The organism is Paraburkholderia sp. PREW-6R (assembly GCF_039621805.1).
GTDB lineage: Bacteria > Pseudomonadota > Gammaproteobacteria > Burkholderiales > Burkholderiaceae > Paraburkholderia.
On record NZ_CP155073.1, the window covers coordinates 870,597 to 890,790 of the forward strand.

General features: G+C 62.9%; 17 protein-coding genes. 7 read left to right on the top strand and 10 right to left on the bottom strand.

From position 1 onward, the window contains the following. Positions 1 to 70 precede the first annotated feature (70 nt). Positions 71 to 2,164, top strand: a complete 2,094-nt coding sequence (locus tag AAGS40_RS03795) for an FUSC family protein (protein ID WP_345813272.1) — start codon at positions 71 to 73, stop codon at positions 2,162 to 2,164. A 30-nt stretch (positions 2,165 to 2,194) separates the two neighbouring features. Here the strand turns inward: AAGS40_RS03795 and AAGS40_RS03800 are convergent, their stop codons facing one another. Continuing rightward, positions 2,195 to 2,593, bottom strand: coding sequence for a GIY-YIG nuclease family protein (locus AAGS40_RS03800; RefSeq protein WP_345813273.1), 399 nt, complete (start codon positions 2,591 to 2,593; stop codon positions 2,195 to 2,197). Positions 2,594 to 2,602: 9 nt separating this feature from the next. Continuing rightward, positions 2,603 to 3,772 carry a GNAT family N-acetyltransferase gene (locus tag AAGS40_RS03805; RefSeq protein ID WP_345814245.1) on the bottom strand — a complete coding sequence of 390 codons (1,170 nt, stop codon included), beginning with the start codon at positions 3,770 to 3,772 and terminating at the stop codon, positions 2,603 to 2,605. Positions 3,773 to 3,905: 133 nt separating this feature from the next. Between AAGS40_RS03805 and AAGS40_RS03810 the strand changes: the two genes are divergently transcribed. Continuing rightward, on the top strand, positions 3,906 to 5,603 hold the full coding sequence (locus tag AAGS40_RS03810; protein ID WP_345813274.1) for an NAD+ synthase: 1,698 nt from the start codon (positions 3,906 to 3,908) through the stop codon (positions 5,601 to 5,603). 97 nt (positions 5,604 to 5,700) lie between these two features. Continuing rightward, the gene (glnK, locus tag AAGS40_RS03815) at positions 5,701 to 6,039 is read left to right on the top strand and encodes a P-II family nitrogen regulator (RefSeq protein WP_102630255.1); all 339 of its coding nucleotides are present in this window, start codon (positions 5,701 to 5,703) and stop codon (positions 6,037 to 6,039) included. Positions 6,040 to 6,261: 222 nt separating this feature from the next. On the opposite strand, the gene AAGS40_RS03820 is transcribed toward glnK, so the two are convergent. From AAGS40_RS03820 to AAGS40_RS03840, 5 genes are all read right to left on the bottom strand, one after another. After that, positions 6,262 to 7,416, bottom strand: coding sequence for a porin (locus tag AAGS40_RS03820; protein ID WP_345813277.1), 1,155 nt, complete (start codon positions 7,414 to 7,416; stop codon positions 6,262 to 6,264). A 595-nt stretch (positions 7,417 to 8,011) separates the two neighbouring features. Continuing rightward, the gene (locus tag AAGS40_RS03825; RefSeq protein WP_345813278.1) at positions 8,012 to 8,791 is read right to left on the bottom strand and encodes an ATP-binding cassette domain-containing protein; all 780 of its coding nucleotides are present in this window, start codon (positions 8,789 to 8,791) and stop codon (positions 8,012 to 8,014) included. A 48-nt stretch (positions 8,792 to 8,839) separates the two neighbouring features. Then, positions 8,840 to 9,553 carry an ABC transporter permease gene (locus AAGS40_RS03830; RefSeq protein ID WP_345813279.1) on the bottom strand — a complete coding sequence of 238 codons (714 nt, stop codon included), beginning with the start codon at positions 9,551 to 9,553 and terminating at the stop codon, positions 8,840 to 8,842. Next, entirely contained in the window at positions 9,550 to 10,239 is a 690-nt protein-coding gene (hisQ, locus tag AAGS40_RS03835) for a histidine ABC transporter permease HisQ (RefSeq protein ID WP_345813280.1), read from the bottom strand. Before hisQ ends, AAGS40_RS03830 begins: the two co-directional genes overlap by 4 nt. A gap of 278 nt (positions 10,240 to 10,517) precedes the next feature. Then, complete coding sequence (locus tag AAGS40_RS03840; RefSeq protein ID WP_345813282.1) at positions 10,518 to 11,294, bottom strand: ABC transporter substrate-binding protein; 777 nt, start codon at positions 11,292 to 11,294, stop codon at positions 10,518 to 10,520. A 466-nt stretch (positions 11,295 to 11,760) separates the two neighbouring features. On the opposite strand from AAGS40_RS03840, the gene AAGS40_RS03845 reads away from it, so the two are divergent. Further along, positions 11,761 to 12,471, top strand: coding sequence for a pirin family protein (locus AAGS40_RS03845; protein ID WP_345813283.1), 711 nt, complete (start codon positions 11,761 to 11,763; stop codon positions 12,469 to 12,471). A 192-nt stretch (positions 12,472 to 12,663) separates the two neighbouring features. Here AAGS40_RS03845 and AAGS40_RS03850 read toward each other — a convergent pair whose 3' ends face one another. Beyond that, positions 12,664 to 13,197, bottom strand: a complete 534-nt coding sequence (locus AAGS40_RS03850) for a periplasmic heavy metal sensor (RefSeq protein ID WP_345813284.1) — start codon at positions 13,195 to 13,197, stop codon at positions 12,664 to 12,666. Between the two features lie 220 nt (positions 13,198 to 13,417). On the opposite strand from AAGS40_RS03850, the gene AAGS40_RS03855 reads away from it, so the two are divergent. Together AAGS40_RS03855 and AAGS40_RS03860 are read left to right on the top strand one after the other, a co-directional pair. Then, positions 13,418 to 14,143 carry a response regulator gene (locus AAGS40_RS03855; RefSeq protein ID WP_345813285.1) on the top strand — a complete coding sequence of 242 codons (726 nt, stop codon included), beginning with the start codon at positions 13,418 to 13,420 and terminating at the stop codon, positions 14,141 to 14,143. Continuing rightward, on the top strand, positions 14,127 to 15,443 hold the full coding sequence (locus AAGS40_RS03860; RefSeq protein ID WP_345813288.1) for an ATP-binding protein: 1,317 nt from the start codon (positions 14,127 to 14,129) through the stop codon (positions 15,441 to 15,443). The genes AAGS40_RS03855 and AAGS40_RS03860 overlap by 17 nt, the downstream gene beginning before the upstream one ends. Before the next feature lie 117 nt (positions 15,444 to 15,560). Here AAGS40_RS03860 and AAGS40_RS03865 read toward each other — a convergent pair whose 3' ends face one another. After that, the gene (locus tag AAGS40_RS03865; RefSeq protein WP_345813289.1) at positions 15,561 to 15,827 is read right to left on the bottom strand and encodes a hypothetical protein; all 267 of its coding nucleotides are present in this window, start codon (positions 15,825 to 15,827) and stop codon (positions 15,561 to 15,563) included. Between the two features lie 130 nt (positions 15,828 to 15,957). Then, positions 15,958 to 17,649, bottom strand: a complete 1,692-nt coding sequence (locus AAGS40_RS03870; RefSeq protein WP_345813290.1) for a diguanylate cyclase — start codon at positions 17,647 to 17,649, stop codon at positions 15,958 to 15,960. Positions 17,650 to 18,354: 705 nt separating this feature from the next. On the opposite strand from AAGS40_RS03870, the gene AAGS40_RS03875 reads away from it, so the two are divergent. Continuing rightward, positions 18,355 to 20,106 (top strand): ABC transporter permease subunit, encoded by a 1,752-nt coding sequence (locus AAGS40_RS03875; protein ID WP_345813291.1) that lies wholly within the window; start codon positions 18,355 to 18,357, stop codon positions 20,104 to 20,106. The last annotated feature ends 88 nt before the right edge of the window (positions 20,107 to 20,194 follow it).

Below are 20,194 nucleotides of genomic sequence, written 5' to 3' on the forward strand. Positions count from 1 at the left end.
AGCTCGCGGCGCAGCGCACCTCGGCCCTGCGCCAAAACAATCACAAAGACCTCCTGGAGCAGACTGCCGGATGCCGAATCGCAAGTCCAACACGTCGTTGCCACGCGGGTCGAGCCGGCTGTATGGCATCGTCACCGCCATCTACCGCAAGCGGCCGGTATGGATGGTGTCGTTCTCGGCAAGCGAGGCGAGTCTATCGGAGGGACTGCGCGCGGCGTGTGCGGCAACGGCCATGCTGGCAGTCGGCAATCTGCTGCACGACCCGGCCTTCGCGTGGGCGGCGATCGGCGCTTTCTGGACCTGTCTGGCAGACGCGGGCGGCTCGAACCGCGCACGCTTTGCGTCGATGATGGGCTTCGCGCTGCTGTCCACGCTATGCGGCGGCGCGACGGCTTTCGCGTCCGGCGTGAGCGTGCTGCTCGCCGCGCTCGCCGTGCTGGTCTTCACGAGCCTCGGCGCGTTTGGACGCATCTGGGGCGCGGCGACTTCCCAGGTGACGATACTCGCGGCGACTGCCTGCGTCGTGATGGTCGACCGGCCCATGCACAGCGTGCGCAGCGGTATGGCGTTTCTCGGCGTGTACCTGGTCGGCTGTCTGTTTGCCGTCGCGCTGAGTCTGACGGTCTGGCGTATTCATCCATTCGGTGCGAGCCGCGCGTCGCTGCGCACGGTCTACCTGCGTCTCGCCGACATCGCGCTCGACAGCGCGCGTCTGCTCGAGGCACGCGCCGCGCCGAAAGAGTGGGCGCGCCACGCAGCGAAATTCCGCGCCGACGCGCGCGCGGCGCTCGAACGCGCGCGCAAGGTGCTGGCGGACGTGCCGGCGTCGCGAACCGGCGGCCGCGAGACCTACGACGATCTGCTCGGCCTGCTGGCCGACGGCGAGGCCCTCTTTGCCTATCTGATCGCCGTATCGGGCGCGTGCGAGAAAGTCCCCGACGAAGCGCGCCGGGCGACACGCGCGGTGCAGCTGCTGTCGGGCATCGGCGGCGTACTGCGTGGCATGGGCACGGCCGTGGGCGACGCCCGATGGACACGCCTGAACCATTCGCAGCAGCGTTTGCGCCGTCTTGCGTCCCGGCTCGAAGGGGCGTTGATGGAACCGGTGAAGCTGAAATCCGGTTTCGAGCTGGTCGATTTCGCGCCGGGCTTCACCCAACCCGAGAGCGGGCGCGAACGCGCGAAGCGCCTGTGGGCAAGCACGTGGGCCACCCTCAACGCCAATCTCTCGTTCGATTCGGCCGGCTTTCGCCATGCGGCGCGCGTCGGCGTGACGACCACTGCCGGCTTTCTGCTGATCCGCATGTTCGGACTGCCGTTCGGTTACTGGGCGACGATGGCGACATTGCTGATCCTGCAGCCATCGATTGCAGCGACCTGGCCGCGCAGCATCGAGCGCGCGGCGGGCAGTATCGTGGGCGGCGTGCTGGCGGCGGCTATCGGTTACGCCATTCATTCGCCGCTCGGCATCTCGCTCGCCGTGTTCCCGCTGGTGCTTGCGACCATGGCGCTGCGGCCGGTCAGCTACAGCCTCTTCGTGCTGTTTCTCACGCCGACCTTCGTGCTGGTCGCCGATTTCGCGACGCCCGGCGCCAACGAGTTCGCATTCGCACTCACGCGGCTCGGCAACAACGTGCTCGGCTGCGTGCTCGCGTTGCTGGCCACGTTCTATCTGTGGCCCACACGCGAGAAGGTCGACCATCGCGCCTGTCTACGCGACGCGGTGCGGGCCAATCTCGTGTATCTGAAGGCGTCGCTGGGGTTGCCGCTTCAGAACGACAAGGAGATGGAGCGCATGCGCCGCGCCGCGGGACTCGCCAGCAATAACGCCGAAGAAGCGATCGGCCGGATCCGGCTCGAAAAACTCGAAGACTCGCTGGTCGATACGGTGACGCTCACCGTGCTGAGCCTGCTGCGCCGGATGGCGGGCACCGCGACGCAACTGCGCTTGAGCCGCAATCGTCGCCATGCGCACGACGAACTGAGCGCGTGGATCGACGACGTGAGCGCGGACATCGACGCCGCGTTGAACCGCACGCTACGGCCGATCCGTCACGAACTGCCGGCGCGCGCGAGACTGACATCGCTCGAAGCAGACGCGGTGGGCGAACTCGCGCTGATGCACCGCCTGCTAACCGAGCGGATGCGGGAAGCCAGGGGCTAGACGGCAAAAGCTCGACGTCACAGCTCCACTTCAGCAGCTGGCTGACGCGGATTCGGCCGGCGAAGCGGTATCAGTCGGCGCTTCCGGCCTCGCTTCCTGCTCCGCTTTCGTCTCAGCTTCCGTCTCGGCTTTCGTCTCAGCTTCCGCCTCCAGCGGCAACGCCGGCATCACCGATTCCAGTGTCCGGCCGCCCGCAGCCAGTGCGCGCTTTTGCGGCGGCGTGAGCCGCTTGACCCAGTACTCCGCCCGCGAAGCGCTCGCCCGGTCCGGCAATTCGAACGACACCAGCACGCGAACTGGTTTGCGCGAACGCGTGTAACGCGCGCCGACGCCGCTCGCGTGTTTCTCGAAGCGCGCCTGCACGTCGGTGGCGATGCCGGTATATACGCTGCCATCCGAACATTCGAGCAGATACAGAAACCACGCCATCGATACGCTTCAGCCTTTGAATGGGTTATGTTCGCGCAGCTCATCCACGTACGCGTGAATGCTGTTCTTTTCGTTGTCGAGAAAATGGCCGACCGCGTCGGCGAAAGCAGGATGCGCGAGCCAGTGCGCCGAGCGCGTGACAGTGGGCAGAAACCCGCGCGCCATTTTGTGTTCGCCCTGCGCGCCGCCCTCGAATACACCGAGCTTTTCTTCGATGCAGAATTCGAGCGGCTGGTAGTACGCGGTTTCGAAGTGCAGACATGGCACGTGTTCCAGCGCGCCCCAGTAGCGGCCGTAAAGCGTGCCGCCGGTTTTCGCGTCGCGCTGATAGACGACGAGCGAACTGGCGATCGGCTTGCCTTCGTATTCGGCGATGACGAGCAGCAGGTTCTCCGGCATCGACGCGCCGATCATCCGGAAAAAATCGAGGTTCAGATACGGACTCGAAAAATGCTCGCGGTACGTTTGCCGATAGCATTTGCTGAAGAAACGCCAGTCAGCGTCCTGAATGTCTTCGCCTCGAATGCGGCGCATGGTCACGCCGGCTTCCTGCACCTTGCGGCGCTCGGCGCGAATGTTCTTGCGCTTTTTCTGTTCGAGCGTCGAGAGGAAATCGTCGAAGTCGCGATAACCGTTGTTCAACCAGTGAAACTGCACGCCTTCGCGTTGCATCATGCCCATGCCGGTCAGCGCGCGCGCTTCGGTTTCAGTGGGAAACAAGACGTGCAGAGACGATACGTCGGCCTGCTCCGCGAATGCCATCAGCGTGGCGGCGAGGTGCCGGAGTGCGTGCGCGTCGGCGGATAGCAGGCGGTTGCCCTGCACGGGTGTAAACGGCACCGCGCACAGCAGTTTCGGGTAGTAGGGCAAGCCGTTGCGTTTGTAGGCGTCGGCCCATGCCCAATCGAACACGTACTCGCCGTACGAATGCCCTTTCAGATAGACGGGCGCCGCGGCGGCGAGCTTGCCCGTGCGCGGATCGGTCAGCGTGACGAATTGCGGCGCCCAGCCCGTATCCGCCACCGCGCACCGGGTGGCGTGCAGCGCGCTCAGAAATTCATGCCGCAAAAAAGGCGTGGGTTGCGGCTGTTGCGCGAGAAGGGCGTTCCATTCGGCGGCGTCCACCTCGGACGGCGACGCCAGAATGCCCGTGCGATAATCAAAGCGTTCCTGGTTCAATCTGTGTGACTGTTCCCAATGAGCGACGCGGTACTGCATGCACTGCGTCGTTCGTTAATCCGATTTGTCCATTCCGTCGAGCTCACCAGCCGCGGTACTCGCCAGCCGTGCCGGCTTGCCTGTCCATCCTGCCATGAAGACCCGAATCGCTCTTGCTCAAATCAATGTCACCGTCGGCGACTTCGCCGGCAACGTCGCGAAAATTGTCGCCGCCGCGCGCGCTGCGCACAGCGATGGTGCGAAGCTGCTGATCGCGCCTGAACTTGCGCTCTCCGGGTATCCACCAGAAGACCTGCTGTTGCGTCCCGCGTTCTATAGCGCAAGCGCTGCGGCATTGGCCGAACTTGCCGACGAGCTCAAGCCGTTCGCCGGCTTGCATGTGATCGTCGGCCATCCGCTCCGCGAGCCGGCGCACGGCCATGGTAATGCAAACGATCGAAACGCGCCGATCGCGCGCGGCGTGCCGCCGGTGGACACGTTCAACGCCGCGTCGCTGATCGTCGACGGGAAAGTGGTGGGCACCTATCGCAAACAGGATCTGCCCAATACCGAAGTGTTCGACGAGAAGCGCTACTTCGCCTCCGATCCCCAGCCGTTCGTGTTCGATCTCGACGGCGTGAAGTATGGTGTGGTGATCTGCGAGGACGCGTGGCACGCATCGGCCGCGCAGATGGCAAAGGCGGCGGGCGCGCAGGTGCTGCTGATTCCGAACGGCTCGCCGTTCCATCTGAACAAGGAGGCGGTGCGCTTCGACATTCTGCGCGCGCGGATTCGCGAGACAGGCTTGCCGATGGTCTACGTGAACATGGTCGGCGCGCAGGACGAACTGGTGTTCGACGGCGGCTCGTTCGTGCTCGACGCGAAGGGCGAACTGGTCGCGAAGATGCCGCAGTTCGAGGAAACCACCGCGATCGTCGAGTTCGAGGCCGGCCACGCGCTGCGCTCGGCCATCGCGCCGGACCTGTCGCTCGAAGCGCAGGTCTACGCCGCGCTCGTGATGGGCGTGCGCGACTACATCAACAAGAACGGTTTTCCCGGTGCGCTGATCGGCCTGTCCGGCGGCGTGGATTCCGCGCTCGTGCTGGCGGTAGCATGCGACGCGCTAGGCGCCGACCGCGTGCGCGCGGTGATGATGCCGTCACGCTATACAGCGGACATTTCCACCACGGACGCCGCCGAGATGGCGCGCCGGGTCGGCGTGCGTTACGACGAGATTGCGATCGCGCCCATGTTCGACGCCTTCCGCAACTCGCTCGCCGACGAGTTCGCCGGCCGCGCCGAAGATGCCACCGAAGAAAACATCCAGGCGCGTATTCGCGGCACGCTGCTGATGGCGCTCTCGAACAAGTTCGGCTCGATCGTGCTCACCACCGGGAACAAGAGCGAAATGGCCGTCGGGTATTGCACGCTTTATGGCGACATGGCCGGCGGCTTCGCGGTGATCAAGGACATCGCGAAGACGCTCGTCTATCGCCTTTGTCATTATCGCAACCAGGCCACGACGTTCGCGCAGCAGGACGTGATTCCAGATCGGATCCTGACGCGCGCGCCGTCGGCGGAACTGCGCGAGAACCAGACCGACCAGGACAGCTTGCCGCCGTACGAAGTGCTCGACGCGATCATGCGGATGTATATGGAAGAGGATCGCTCGCTCGCCGAAATCATCGCCGCCGGCTACGCGGTCGACGACGTGAAACGCGTCACGCGTCTGATCAAGATCAACGAATACAAGCGTCGTCAGGCGCCCATCGGCATTCGCGTCACGCACCGTGCATTCGGACGCGACTGGCGTTACCCGATTACGTCGCGCTATACCGAACCGGTGGAGTGAGCGTCGCGCGCCGGATTGCCGCAACGCATCCGGCGCGGCGTAGAATAAAAATCATCCAATTCCCTTTCACTTTTCCCATCACGACACGAGGTTCGCCATGAAGCGCATCACTGCAGTCATCAAGCCGTTCAAACTCGACGAAGTGCGCGAAGCGCTTGCCGAAGTCGGCCTCACGGGTTTGACGGTGACGGAAGTCAAAGGCTTTGGTCGCCAGAAAGGTCATACCGAGCTTTATCGTGGTGCAGAGTATGTGGTCGATTTTCTGCCGAAAGTGAAAATTGAAGTCGTAGTCGCAGACACGCAGTGCGATCAGGTCATCGACGCGATTATCGGCGCGGCGCGTACGGGGAAGATCGGCGACGGCAAGATTTTCGTCGCGGACGTGGAGCGAGTGATCCGTATTCGCACCGGCGAAGAAAACGAAGCGGCAGTTTGAACAACGGTAATTGCACCTCGGCGGTGCGGTGGCCGCAGTAGCAACAAATGGAAAACGGTGCTGCAGGTGGGAAGGTAAACCGCGCGCGCCAATAAAAAACGGTGCGATACCCTTGCGGACATCGCACCGATACGCGCCTCTCGCAGCAGCGTGAAAAAAGATTCTCTTGAAGAAATCTGTGACGGCGCCCCGCAGGTTATCCCGTTGGGGCGCGCCGTTCGATTAGAACGAGTGTTGAATACCTGCGTACACGCCCGTTTGCTGGTGGCCGACCAACGGGTTGTCCGTGACCGTCGACGTACCGGCGTTGTTCGCATTCAGGCCGAAGTTAGCCGTCTTGCTGTTACGCGTCTGAGCAACCTGGATGTCGAACAGCGTGCGCTTGGACAGGTTGTACGAACCACCCACCGTGTAGATGTTCGCGTTGCCCGCACCGTTGTTGCCGTTCACGTGGTACACCGCTGCAATCAGCGCTGCAGCCGGCGTTGCTTGCCACGTCACGCCACCCCATTCGTGATCGAGCGTCGTCGGCTGGCCCGGCAGAACGCCCGTTGCACCTGCCGAACGGATCGCCTGGTAGGCACCCTGAATCTTGAACTGACCCAGGAACACGTTCACGAAAGCCGAGTATTCGCGCGATGCTGCGAACACGCCCGTACCGATGTTGGCAGCGTTGGCCGGAGTCGCAGCCGCCGGGCCGTACAGACCGCCGTTAGCCGGGTTGCGGATTTCGTCGTACATACCGCGAACCTGGAACAGCGAGTTCGTGTAGGTGACCTGTGCGCCAGCTTCACGACCTTGCGGAGTCGTGCCGTTACCGTTGAAGCTCGTCGCATTCGACAGCGCGTACTGGCCGTAGAAGTCAAAGCCTGCAATCTTCGGCGACTGGTACGCGAAGTTGTTGCTCGATTGCGGCCAGTTGCGGCCACGCACCAGCGATGCCGACGACCAGTTGGATTGACCGAACGGGTCGAAGTCCCAGTCGCCGTTCGAGATGAAGAGCATGCGGCCCATCGTGAACGTACCGTACTGGTCGTTCGAGAGGCCTACCGTTGCCCAACGATTGAAGAGACCGCCACCGCCAGGGCCTGCGCCGGTCATGGTGTTGAAGGAGCCTTCCAACTGGAACAGCACCTTGTTGCCACCACCGATGTCTTCAACGCCCTTCATACCCCACAGGCTGGTGCCCCAGTCGCCGCTTTCCGCGCGCCAGCGGCTCGTGCTGCCCGTTGCCTGACCATTCGCACCCACGCCTTGCGGAACGCCCGACATGTACTCAATGCCGGCATCCAGGCGGCCGTACAACGTCACGCTGCTTTGGGCGTGCGCAACAACACCGGCTGTCATCAGCGCAGCGGCGAGCAAAGCTTTCTTCATCTTCTCCTCCATACCCTGTCAAAAAGTGAAACCCAGTACTGCGAATGGTGTTCGGACGCGAGCCGCGCCGAACAGAAAGCGGTACCAGGGAGATTAGCGGGTGGATTGGGTTTCCTGCCGTGACGTGTAGCCTTCGGGCTCTCTGCTCGTCATGCCGATCCCTCGCCGACCGGTTCTCCTCTGTGCTTTGAAGTGAAACTACTTTTAATGAACTTTGTTTTGCTACTTTGGTTACTAATTTATCAAAAATACCCTTAGGTGGGAGAAGAAAATAGAACCTGCCTTGATTGGTGTCTCCAAATTGCAATAACTGTGTGCGCTGCGACCCATTTCACTTTTTCACGAGAAGCTGGAAACCCTTGCGCGACAAGGGGATCACGGTTCGTCGCAGGCTTGCTTAAGGATTGCCACTATTGACGCCTGGCAAGCGGCGGAGTAAGGCAAAAACAGCGTGTCTGACGCGTTGAATGCGGAGATCTGGCGCCCGAAATCACCGGATTACGCAGGTGAGCGAAACAAAAAAGGGCGCTCGTAAGCGCCCTGTAATACTACTTCGACTACAGCCAGTCGAACCCGTAATGGTCACTCACCGGGTTTATTTGAGACTGCCCGAGAGGAACTGCTTGAGGCGCTCGCTTTTCGTGTTTCTGAATACCTCGTCGGGATGCCCCTCTTCTTCCACGCGCCCCTGATGCAGGAACATCACGTGATTGGACACATTGCGCGCGAACGCCATTTCGTGGGTGACGACGATCATCGTGCGGCCTTCCTCGGCGAGCGTCTGCATGACCTTGAGCACTTCGCCGACCAGTTCAGGATCGAGCGCGGAGGTCGGCTCGTCGAACAGCATCACGTCGGGGTGCATGGCGAGCGCGCGCGCAATCGCCACACGCTGCTGCTGGCCGCCTGACAGATGCGACGGATACTGCTTCTCCAGACGCGGCGCAAGGCCGACCTTTTCCAGATATTCGCGCGCGCGGTCTTCCGCTTCCTTGCGCTTCAAACCCAGCACATTGACCGGCGCCTCGACGATATTGTCGAGCACGTTCATATGCGACCACAGGTTGAAATGCTGGAAGACCATCGACAGTTTGGTGCGCACGCGCTGCAGCTGCTTCGCGTCCGACACGCGTAGCGCGCCATTTTTGGCGATCTGCGTGCGAACCTCTTCACCGTCGACGAAGATGCGCCCCGAGTTCGGCTGTTCGAGGAAGTTGATGCAGCGGAGCATCGTGCTCTTGCCCGAACCGGACGAGCCGATCACGCTGATCACGTCGCCGGCATTCGCTTTCAGCGATACGCCCTTCAGAACTTCGTTGTCGCCGTACTGCTTGTGAAGCTCATCGACGAAGAGCTTTTGCTTCCTGGTGTTCATCAATCGGATTCCTTGACTGGCTCGCGAGCCGGGGCGTCGTGGCCTGGATTACTTGCCTTGCGGTCGCAGGTAAGCGAGCCAGCGTCGCTCGGCGCGGCGGAACAGCCATACGAGCGCAAATGAAATGCACAGATAGAGCAGGGCGGCGATGCCGAACGCGTTGAACGACTGGTACGTCGCCGAGTTCACGTCGCGCGCGATCTTGAGGATGTCAGGCACGGTCGCGGTGAACGCAACGGTGGTGGCATGCAGCATCAGGATCACTTCGTTGCTGTAGTACGGCAGCGCGCGGCGCAGCGCCGACGGCAGAATCACGCGCCGATACAGCGTGAACGGCGACATGCCGTACGCGCGCGCCGCTTCGATCTCGCCATAAGGCGTGGCCTTGATCGCGCCGGCGAAAATTTCCGTGGTGTACGCACAGGTGTTCAGCGTGAACGCGAGCAGCGTGCAATGCATGCCGTCGCGGAAGAAGGCGTTGGTGAGCGCGTGATTGCGAACGATCTCCAGGCTATAGAGACCCGTGTAGCAAAGCAGCAGCTGCACGTAAAGCGGTGTGCCGCGAAACACATAGGTGTAGAGCCACACGAGCCCGGCAAGCCATTTCTTCTTCGACACCCGCGCCACCGCGAGCGGGATAGACAGGCAGAAGCCGAGTCCGATCGACACCACCAGCAGCCACAGCGTAATCACGACGCCGGTGAAGCGGTAGCCGTCGCTATACAGATAGTTGCGCCAGTATTCCTGAATGATCTCGATCATAGATCCGCCTTTCGCACGCCGGTCGAGTAACGTCTTTCGAGGTACATCAGCACGAAGTTCGACACTGTGGTGATGACGAGATAGATGGCCCCCGCGAGCAGGGTGAAGAAGAAGAAACGCAGCGTGCCCTTGCCCGCGTCCTGCGAAGCCTTGACCACGTCCGCGAGACCGATGATCGACACCAGCGCGGTGGCTTTCACCATGACCTGCCAGTTATTGCCGATGCCGGGCAGCGCAAAGCGCATCATCTGCGGGAACATGATGCGCGAGAACACCTGCCAGCCGGTCATGCCGTAGGCCGCGCCCGCTTCGAGCTGACCGCGCGGCACGGCGAGGAACGCGCCGCGGAAGGTTTCCGTGAAGTACGCGCCGTAGATGAAGCCGAGCACCGCGACGCCGGCCACGAACGGGTCGATGTCGATCTGGTCCCAGCCGAGCAGGTCGGTCAGGTTGTTCAGCCAGATCTGGATGCTGTAGAAGAGCAGCAGCATCAGCACGAGATCGGGCACCCCGCGCACGAGCGTCGTATAGATCGTGCCGACGCCGTTCGAGAGGCGGTTTTTCGACAGTTTCGCCGCCGCGCCGAGCAGGCCCAGCACGAAAGCGAACACCAGCGACAACACCGCCAGTTTGACGGTTTGCCAGGTGCCGTTGAGAAGCAGCGGGCCGTAGCCTTGAAGATCCATTTGGGGTCCTTGACGATGCGTTGCGACGCACCGCGAAAGACGCGGCCCGCTGTGCGCCCATTGGCCGCGAGCCGGGGCTCGCGGTAGTCGGCGCACAGCGCACCGCTGTGCAAATCATGACTGCATGACCGTTGCCGGACTTGCAGCGCGCTTTTCGACTCGTGTTTTGAAGCTGTACGACTCTATTACGAAGCCCGGAGAAAGCCCATGCGGGCGAGCCCCGGGTGTCGCGGATACTGCCAGTTGCTGGAATTCGGTGTTGTGACCGGCTACCTAGTTCAATGACTGGAATAGATGTCCAAATCGAAGTACTGCTTTTCGAGCCTGTTGAACGTGCCGTCCTGGTGAATCTGCGCCAGTGCCTGATTGAGCATCGTCCTGAGATCGGAGTCGTCCTTGCGCACGCCGATGGCGGTGCCGTCGCCGAGCGTTTTCGGGTCCTTCACTTCCGGCCCGGCCCATGCGAAGCCTTTGCCACGGGGCGTTTTCAGAAAGCCTGCGTTGGCCTGCACTTCGTCCTGCAGCGCGGCGTCGAGCCGGCCCGACGTGAGGTCGGCATACACCTGATCCTGATTCTGGTAGGTGACCACGTTCACGCCGTTGGGCTGCCAGTAAGCCTTTGCATAGGTTTCCTGCGTCGACCCCTGCTCGACGCCGATGGTCTTGCCCTTGAGCGATCCGGCCGTCGGCAGCAGCGGCGAACCCGCTTTCGCAATCATGCGGGTCGGGGCGTCGAACAGCTTGTCGGAGAAGTCGATCTGCGCGCGGCGCTGGTCCGTCACGGTCAGCGACGAGACGATCATGTCGAACTTCCTGCCCTTCAACGCGGGAATCATGCCGTCGAAATCCTGTTCGACCCACACGCATCTGACGTTCATCTTCGCGCACAGCGCGCGGGTCAGGTCGACGTCGAAGCCCACCATCTGGCCGCTCGCCGCCTTCGATTCGAACGGCGGATAACTGGCGTCCACCCCAATGCGCACGGTCTTCCATTCTTTTGCCACGGCGCCTGTGGCCATGACAGCAAGCGCCACGCACAGTGCGAGCTTCTTCATGATTCTCCTGGATCAGACTGATCGTCCTGGTGTGCCGATCTCGACGACCGCCGGCTCATGGCCGGCCGTCGCTATTCTAGGCGGTCAAAATTGTCGCGCCGCGTGGCGATCGCGCCCGGATGAGCCGGCGTCTTCCCGGCGGACGAAGCCTCTGTCATGACGGCAGCAGCGGCGCCGTCAGGTGCGGCGGGCGCCCACGCGTCTTGAAAAGGGCGGTATTTTACCCGAACAGGGCCGCGGCGCCAGCGCGGCGCGTGGATGCCGGCAAACTGCGTCGGTCAGGCGTTGTACGTGCGCGACGCCGGCGTTCAGGCTCCCGCACGAGACCCGAAAGAGCGCGTTGTGTGCCGTGAGCCGATCCGATTGCGTGGATTTCTGAAACGATCCGGTGCGGCGGCACATGGTTGTGCCGGCCGGCGTGCGCCCCTACATTCTCTCCATTGCAACGACTCCCGAGGAGTGCTCCATGATCGAGATTCGCCGCTCCAATGAACGGGGCCACGCCAACCACGGCTGGCTCGATTCGTATCACAGCTTTTCTTTCGCCGACTATCGCGACCCGCAACACGTGCACTTCGGGCCGCTGCGTGTCATCAACGAAGACCGCATTGCGGGCGGCCAGGGCTTCGGCACGCACGGCCATCGCGACATGGAGATCGTCACCTACGTGCTCGAAGGCGCGCTCGCGCACCGCGACAGCATGGGCAATGGCTCGACGATCCGTCCCGGCGACGTGCAGCGCATGAGCGCCGGCACGGGCGTCATGCACAGCGAGTTCAACGCGTCGCAGGATGAAGAGGCGCACTTGCTGCAGATCTGGATCATTCCGCAGCGCGCGGGCGACCAGCCCGGCTACGAGGAAAAGCGCTTCGACGCTGCCGACAAGCGGGGCCGCCTGCGCGTCGTGGCATCGCCCGATGGCCGCGAGGGTTCCGTCACGATTCACGCGGACGCATCGATCTACGCGGCGCTGCTCGACGGCGAAGAAACGGCCACGTTCGCGCTGCCGGCGGGCCGGCTCGCCTATGTGCACGTGGCGCGCGGCGCGGTGACCGTCAACGGCGAAGCGCTGCATGCGGGCGACGCTGCCAAGTTAAGCGCTACCGATACGGTCACGCTGACCAACGGCGAGCGCGCGGAAGTGCTGCTCTTCGATCTCGGTCAGCTTAACGGGTAGAACGGAAGGCACGGGCGCGCGGGCCGTGCCTTGCTTGTAAAGCGCTTTTAACGAGCTTGTGACGAGTCGTTCAGCCAGACAGCAAAAACGCCACGAACCTTGGGGGTTCGTGGCGTTTCTGTTTATGCGAGCTTTATATGAGCGCGCAAGGCGCGACGCGATGCGACCCGCCGGGCGCCCACGGCGGCACGCTTACTGGTTGGCGGACGGCGCCGAAGCCGCGCCCCGATGCTGCTGCCAACGCTCGCGCATCTTTTCGTGACGTTGCTCCATCTTCGCAAAGCGCTGTTTGAGCGCCGTGCTGACGGTCGTCTTCTGCTGATCGTTCAGGCCGTTGTAGAACTTGAGCCACGCATCGGTGGTTTGCTGACGCAGTTGCGCGTCTTTCTGTTCGACCTGCTGATGAGCGGAGGCCATCGCGTTCAGATCCAGAATCGGCTGTTGCTGGGCCGACTTGAACTGGTTCTCGATCTGCTCATGATTGGCACGCATGGCTTCGTGGTTCTGCTTCATCGTGTCGAGCGCGGCTTGCCATTGCTTTTCCTGATCCGCATTGAGCTTCAACTGGTCGTGCAACTGAGTCATTTCCTTCATGAAGTGACCATGCCAGCCGCCGGGGCCGCTATGCGCGTCTTGGGCAGGTTGTGCGGCGTAGGCGGCGCCCGCGCCGATCGCGAGGGCAGAGGCTGCAACGGCGAGAACGCGCGACATCTTTCTGGTGGACATATAAGGCTCCTTGTAATGGAATAGCCGACGATGCAACCGGTGTTTTGAGGACGGCCTGCACTCGGTAAGGCACAGCGTAGAGAACTGGACAAAACGCTGTGTTACGCGGCCGCACGTGGCTATTACCGGACATTACGCGTGGCTTTCACCGTAACACCCGGTAACCCTTGAGCCCGGTTTGAAATCGAAAACCGTCCTGCTGAGCGTTAAACTTCATTCCATGGCTACTCAAATACTTGTTGTCGACGACGACGTCGAACTGCGTGATCTGCTGCGCGACTATCTGGCCCGGCAGGGCATCGAGGTTTCGGTGCTGCACGACGCGGGCTCGCTCGAGCGCAGGCTCGAACGCGAACGTCCGGACCTGATCGTGCTCGATCTGATGATGCCGGGCGTGGACGGTCTCACCGCGCTGCGCAAGCTGCGCGCGTCGGGCGACGACATCCCGGTCATCATGCTCACGGCACGCGCGGACGACGTCGACCGGATCGTCGGCCTCGAACTCGGCGCGGACGATTACCTCGGCAAGCCATTCAATCCGCGTGAGCTGCTCGCGCGCGTGCAGGCCGTGCTGCGGCGTCGCCGAACGCTGCCGTCCGCGGCGGCCCCGGAACAGCGCGAGCCGTTCAACTTCGGCCGCTTCACGCTGGATTTCCAGTCCCGCACGCTGCATCAGGAAGACAAGCCGCTGACGCTGTCCGGCAGTGAGTTCGCGCTGCTGAAGATTTTCGTCAATCACCCGATGCGTACGCTGACGCGCGAGCGCCTGCTCGAACTGCTGCACGGTCCCGAATACGACGGCACCGACCGCGGCATCGACGTGCAGGTTTGGCGTCTGCGCCGTATTCTCGAAACCGATCCGTCCACTCCGCGCTTCATTCAAACGGTGCGCGGGCGCGGTTACGTGTTCGTGCCCGACGGCGAACAGCATGCGCCGGCCCATTGATTCGCTTTTCGGGCGGCTCGCGCTGCTCGTCGTCGCGGTACTGCTGCTCTCGCATTTCGCGTGGTATGCGCTGATGCGCCTAGAGCGCAGCCAGTTGCAAACGCGCTACGCCGTCGAAGAAGCCACGTTCCTCGTCGAGGCCGTGCGCCAGCACGTTGCACGCACGCCGGATCAGCCGTTGCCCTCGCGCGTCAAGCTGGTGGATCCGGCAAGTCCCGAGGTCCCGCCCGAGCAGGCGAATATGCCGGCCCCACTGGAGCGCTTCGTCGAAGACGTGCGCGACCGCATGCCGTCCGGCACGCAGGTGCGCGTCGGCTTGCCGGGCGCTCCGCCCACACTGTGGGTACGTGGAACCGCCGACCGGAGCTGGATCGTCGTGCCGGTGCAGCCGTTGCGCACGCCGCGCTCGCTCGACCGCACGGTGCTGTGGCTCGCGATCATTTTTTCCTTTGCGGTCATGGCGGCGCTGTTCGCAGCATGGGCGCTCCAACAGCCGTTGCGTTCGCTCGCGCAGGCGGTCGCGCGTTTCGGACGCGGCCTGCCCGTGCCGCCCGTTCCCGAGCGAGGTCCGCGCGAGTTGCGGCAGCTGACGCACGGGTTCAACCAGATGGTCCAGGAAGTGGCGCGCACGGAAAACGATCGCGCGGTGATGCTGGCCGGTGTCGCGCATGATCTGAAAACGCCGCTTGCGCGTTTGCGTCTGCGCGCCGAAATGATGGATGAAGCGAAGGTGCGCGACGGCGTGGTGCGCGACGTCGATTCGATGACACATATCGTCGAACAGTTTCTGGTGTTCGCGCACGACGGCGCCGACCGCAGCGAGGCCGTCGAGGTGGATGTGCAATGCGAGCGTGTGGTGCGCAGCTACCGCGCGGTGGCGGGCGGCATGCCGGCAGTACAAACCGAGCTGCATGCGGGGCCGGGATTTCTGCTGCCCGCGGCCACGCTCGACCGGATTCTGTCGAATCTGCTGGATAACGCACACGCTTATGGCGCGCCGCCCGTTGTCGTGGCCACGGCGCGCACGTCGCAGGGCTTTACGCTATCGGTCAGCGACAACGGCAGCGGCATCGCCGCGCAGGACCTGATCAACGCAAGCCGGCCGTTCGTGCGGCTCGATCCGGCGCGAGGCGGCAACGGCCATAGCGGGCTAGGCCTCGCGATCGTCGAACGGCTGGTGCGCCGCGCGGGAGGCGAGTGGGTTATCGGCAACCACGAAGGCCGTGGCTTACGTGTTCTGATGACCTTTCCGTTCGAAGTCGTGCCGCGTGTGACGGCAGCGTCGGAAAGCGTCTGGTGAAGTGGACGGAAACGAGCGGAGCGGCTGCAGGTGTGTGCGTCAGCCCCGCTTTCGTTGAGGCATTGCCTTCGTTGAATCGTCTTTACTGACCCGTTGCGGCGAGTCAGCCATGCGGGTTCAATCCGAAAACAGCGTGTTCAGTGCATTGGCCGCGTCGCTGTCCACCGTATTCCACGTCACCGTTTCGGCCTCGAAAATATAGTGTGTCGTGTATTTGCCGAGCCGCGCGAGTATCTCTTCCTGAATCAGCTCCGGCGCAACGTCGAGTTTCAGATACCACGCGGTGGACGACAGGCGCGTCTGGAACGCGCCGTATTCCGCCAGCAGATGGTCGAACGCGCCAGCATCCTGATCGCGGCAGACAATCACCAGATTTCCCTTCATGCGAATCTCCCGTTAGAGCCTAGCAGTCACCTCGTATCAGGTTCGATGATACCTGCTTCGACTGGGATGCCACGAGCGCGGCACCGGCGTTATGCGGTGCGTGCGTGGTTCGCGGGTGTTTCGTCCGATATCACCAGGCGGTGGCGACCGTGCGTGCGGGCGGTGCGGTGTCGTCGGGCGGGAGGGCTTCCGTGCGGTCGCGGCCACCCGTCTTTGCTGCATATAGCGCGATGTCGGCGCGGCTCATGATCCGCTCAGGCAGGTCGTCGGGCGAAAGCTCGGTGATGCCGATGCTCACGCTCAGCCCCGCCGAGGCGGGGAGCTTCGGCGAAGGCACGGCCTTCAGCCGCAAACGCAGCCGTTCCACCACTTCGCGTCCGCCGGCCAGATCCGTGGCCGGCAACAGCAAGCCGAACTCCTCGCCGCCCAGACGGCCGATGGCGTCGGTGCTGCGCAACTCCGCGCGGCAGGTGTCGACGAAATGCTCGAGCGCGCGGTCGCCGGCGGCGTGGCCGAAGCGGTCGTTGATCTGCTTGAAGTGGTCAAGGTCGGCGATCGCCATGCATAACGGCTCATTGGCCGCATGCGCGCGTTCGATCTCCCGTCGCAGCAGATCGAGGAAGTAGCGTCGCGACAACGCACCTGTGAGCGCATCATGGCGCGCCTCGGCGGAAAGCAGCGTATTGGCCGACTGCAACTGTTCGGCGAGATCGCGCGTGCCGCGATGATGACGCCGCTCGCGCACATACGAAACGGTAATGACCCACGCGAGCGCCACCGTGCCGGCCAGCGTCAGGAACACCAGCAGGTGGTCACGCTTGTGATTGCGCAGCAGTTCGGGCCATGCGGCAAGCGGGTCGACCAGATGCGCCGACAGCCCCGAGTTCAAGCCGCTGCGCGCCTGGTAGAGCGAAGGCCCCGGTTGCTCGCGCATGCTGAACAGTTGCCCGGCGACCGACGCCGGCACCCACGGCGCCTGTTTGCGCACGTCGTTGTCTGCGTGAATCTGAATATTGGGAAAGGTCGAGCGTCGATAGACGACGAGCCGCTCCGCCGCGCTCATTTGCATGACGCGCGCCCCAGGCAGCGCGTGACCTTCCAGTGCACTGTTATGCGCCATGATGATCACGCCGTTTTCGTCGGCGACGAACGTGCCTGCATGCGCGACCCAGTGCCGCAACCGCGCAATACCGACCTTGGCGACCACGGCGCCCGCCAGCAGTCCGTTCGCGTAGACCGGCGCCGCGATGAAGATGCCGGGGTCGCCGCTCGCACGGCCGACGCCATACGCTTCCGAAAATGCACCCAGCAGCGCATTGGTCAGGTAGCCGCGAGTACGCATGTCGATGCCCACAAAAGAACGTGCGGCGGCAACCGGCGTATCGGTCGCGTAGCTGGTTGCCACGCAGATGCCGTTGGCGTTCACGAGCCAGATCTGGTCGAGCCCGGAGAAGCCTTGCGCATCGTGCAGGAACTCGCTGACGGCGGTCATGCGCGGGTCTTTTAGCAACGCGGCGTGCAGCGCGGGTTCCGCCGTCTCGTTGTTCACGGCATAATTCCGGGATTGCACCAGAGCACGCTGGACCACGTCCATCTTGGCCATGGTGGCAGGAATGGCGCGGGACATCGCGAGGTCGCTGGCGATCACCTCCGCCATGTTGTCGACGATCGACGTGGACATCTGCCGCTGCGCCCGCAGGGCCGCGTCCAGCTCTTGCTGTACCATCCGGTCCGCGACCATGCCGGCCACGAACCAGCAAACCAGAACGATCAGCATGAAGCTGACCGGTCCGATTGCCTGGCGCAAGGTTGTCCTGTTCATCGACCCTCTAATCCGTCTCGCTGTGACATGCAACTAGCTCTTTCGTGGCAGCGCAATGCTGATATTTCGCCCCGCCGCCGGCAGCCGCCCATACGACGCCGCTGCGGCCCGGGATGACTGCTCGCTGATGCGTCTCCGGATTTTAACCGGCATAGAAACCGACGCCACCGTTATTGCGGTCATGCGAAGTTTGCCCGCCGCGTCCATCAGATATTTAACGGCAGAAGACGCTACTACTTGATGGCTGTGCGGGTTTTCCGGATGACGCCGGCGCGTCTCGCGTCTATTGCGGTCAGCCACCCATGTCGCCGGCGCGCAACGAACAGGGACTCGTGGATGATCTCTTTGGGCGCCTCGCACGCAGCGTTGCCGGCCGTTTCGCTCGCTTTGCCGCTATTTGTCGCGAAAGGTTGTGCCTGAAACATAGGATGGTGTAGTGTCGTGCCGTCCAAAACAAGGAAAGCTCGCCAGCCCACGGGCGGCGCCTGCGGTCACGGGAATCCGGCTCCATGATGGCGGTCGCTGGACGACGCGTCCCTGACACGTCCGCCGCCGGTTCGCGAGTCACTCACGCTAACGATTTACCGCGCACACGCGTTTTGCCATGCCCGATTTCCGCTTTCCGGACCGATCACCAGACCGCCGCGCGTCGTTGCCGGGCTCCCTCGTGCGTGACCATACATATAGCAGCAGGGAGGGCATCTGATGGATTTCAGCTTCAACCTCAAGCGCACCGCCAATGCGTCGGCCTGGCGGGTGTTGCCCAATCGCTGGGATTTCGTGGCGTTTCCGCTGATCATCTGCATCATCGCGATGGCGGCGATCGGCTTTCATGAAACGCTCGCACCCATGTCGGTGCTCAAGAGCCAGGCGATTTCGCTGGACCCGTCGAACCTGCCCGAGTATGCAATGCGCACCACGCTGCGCATGCTTGCGGCAATGGTCGCGTCGCTGATCTTTACGCTCGTGTATGGCACGCTCGCCGCGAAGAGCCGCCGCGCCGGCATGGTGCTGGTGCCGATTCTCGATATCCTGCAGTCGGTGCCGGTGCTCGGCTACATTTCGTTTACGGTCACGTTTTTCCTGGCGCTCTTTCCCGGGCGCGTCCTCGGCGCCGAACTGGCAGCGATCTTCGCGATCTTCACGAGCCAGGCGTGGAACATGACGTTCAGTTTCTATCAGTCGCTGCGCACGGTGCCGCGCGACCTGGACGAAGTGTCGCGCGGCTTTCATCTGACTTCGTGGCAGCGTTTCTGGAAGCTCGAGGTGCCGTTTTCAATGCCGGGCCTGATCTGGAACATGATGATGTCCATGTCCGGCGGCTGGTTCTTCGTCGTGGCATCCGAGGCGATCACGGTCGGCAATAACACGATCACGCTGCCGGGAATCGGCGCGTATCTCGCCCAGGCCATCTCGGACAAGAACCTGCACGCGATCGGCTGGGTGATCCTTGCCATGACCGTCGTGATTCTTGCGTACGACCAGTTCCTGTTCCGTCCGCTCGTCGCGTGGGCCGACAAGTTCCGCATGGAGAACACCAGTTCCGGGGATGCGCCGGAATCGTGGCTGCTCGACCTGATCCGCCGCACGCGTCTGATTCACCGGCTGCTGGTGCCGCTTGGCTGGATGTTCGCAAAGGCCGCGCGCGTGCCGTTCCGGCTGCCTGCCATTCAGGGCCCGCGCTTTCCGATTCCGCATACGCAGAAGAATTCGCGCCTGGGCGACATGGTGTGGGCCGTGGTGGTACTGGTTGTGACCGTCTTCGTCGTCTATCGCGTGATCACCTATGTGCGTACCGGCGTGTCGCTCGACGAGGTCTGGCATGTCTTCCTGCTCGGTCTCATCACGCTGCTGCGGGTGGTGGTGCTGATTGCGCTCGCGTCCGTCATCTGGGTGCCGGTCGGCGTGCTGATCGGGCTGCGGCCGGCGCTTTCGGAGAAGATTCAGCCGCTCGCGCAGTTTCTCGCCGCGTTCCCGGCGAATCTGCTGTTTCCGGTTTTCGTGATCGTGATCGTTCGGTTTCATCTGAATCCGGATATCTGGCTGTCGCCGCTGATCGTGCTCGGCACACAGTGGTATATCCTGTTCAACGTCATTGCCGGTGCGTCGTCGTATCCGAACGACTATCGCGAGGCGGCCAAGAATTTCCATATTCGCGGCTGGCAGTGGTGGCGTCAGGCGATCCTGCCGGGCATTTTCCCGTACTACGTGACAGGCGCGATCACCGCGTCCGGCGGCGCATGGAATGCGAGTATCGTTGCCGAATACGTGCAGTGGGGCGACACGAAAGTGGCTGCGCACGGGCTCGGCGCTTACATTGCGCAGTCCACCGCCGCAGGCGACTATCCGAAGATCATCGTGGGCATTGCCGTGATGTCCCTGTTCGTCACCCTGTTTAACCGCCTGCTGTGGCGTCCAATGTACGCCTACGCCGAAGGGAAGCTCCGGCTCGATTGAGTGCCCTGAACCTGTCGCTTCGCGCCAGGCTCTCCCAAGGGGCGTTGACAGACCTTGGGGCGGCCCGGCGTTTTCTTGAGATTGAAGG

Bases quoted from the DNA above. Each gene is read 5' to 3' on its own strand.
- hisQ (WP_345813280.1), bottom strand. From the start codon at position 10,239: ATGGATCTTCAAGGCTACGGCCCGCTGCTTCTCAACGGCACCTGGCAA.
- AAGS40_RS03830 (WP_345813279.1), bottom strand. From the start codon at position 9,553: ATGATCGAGATCATTCAGGAATACTGGCGCAACTATCTGTATAGCGAC.
- AAGS40_RS03795 (WP_345813272.1), top strand. From the start codon at position 71: ATGCCGAATCGCAAGTCCAACACGTCGTTGCCACGCGGGTCGAGCCGG.
- glnK (WP_102630255.1), top strand. From the start codon at position 5,701: ATGAAGCGCATCACTGCAGTCATCAAGCCGTTCAAACTCGACGAAGTG.
- AAGS40_RS03800 (WP_345813273.1), bottom strand. From the start codon at position 2,593: ATGGCGTGGTTTCTGTATCTGCTCGAATGTTCGGATGGCAGCGTATAT.
- AAGS40_RS03875 (WP_345813291.1), top strand. From the start codon at position 18,355: ATGGATTTCAGCTTCAACCTCAAGCGCACCGCCAATGCGTCGGCCTGG.
- AAGS40_RS03845 (WP_345813283.1), top strand. From the start codon at position 11,761: ATGATCGAGATTCGCCGCTCCAATGAACGGGGCCACGCCAACCACGGC.
- AAGS40_RS03860 (WP_345813288.1), top strand. From the start codon at position 14,127: ATGCGCCGGCCCATTGATTCGCTTTTCGGGCGGCTCGCGCTGCTCGTC.
- AAGS40_RS03870 (WP_345813290.1), bottom strand. From the start codon at position 17,649: ATGAACAGGACAACCTTGCGCCAGGCAATCGGACCGGTCAGCTTCATG.
- AAGS40_RS03865 (WP_345813289.1), bottom strand. From the start codon at position 15,827: ATGAAGGGAAATCTGGTGATTGTCTGCCGCGATCAGGATGCTGGCGCG.
- AAGS40_RS03820 (WP_345813277.1), bottom strand. From the start codon at position 7,416: ATGAAGAAAGCTTTGCTCGCCGCTGCGCTGATGACAGCCGGTGTTGTT.
- AAGS40_RS03810 (WP_345813274.1), top strand. From the start codon at position 3,906: ATGAAGACCCGAATCGCTCTTGCTCAAATCAATGTCACCGTCGGCGAC.
- AAGS40_RS03825 (WP_345813278.1), bottom strand. From the start codon at position 8,791: ATGAACACCAGGAAGCAAAAGCTCTTCGTCGATGAGCTTCACAAGCAG.
- AAGS40_RS03855 (WP_345813285.1), top strand. From the start codon at position 13,418: ATGGCTACTCAAATACTTGTTGTCGACGACGACGTCGAACTGCGTGAT.
- AAGS40_RS03840 (WP_345813282.1), bottom strand. From the start codon at position 11,294: ATGAAGAAGCTCGCACTGTGCGTGGCGCTTGCTGTCATGGCCACAGGC.
- AAGS40_RS03850 (WP_345813284.1), bottom strand. From the start codon at position 13,197: ATGTCCACCAGAAAGATGTCGCGCGTTCTCGCCGTTGCAGCCTCTGCC.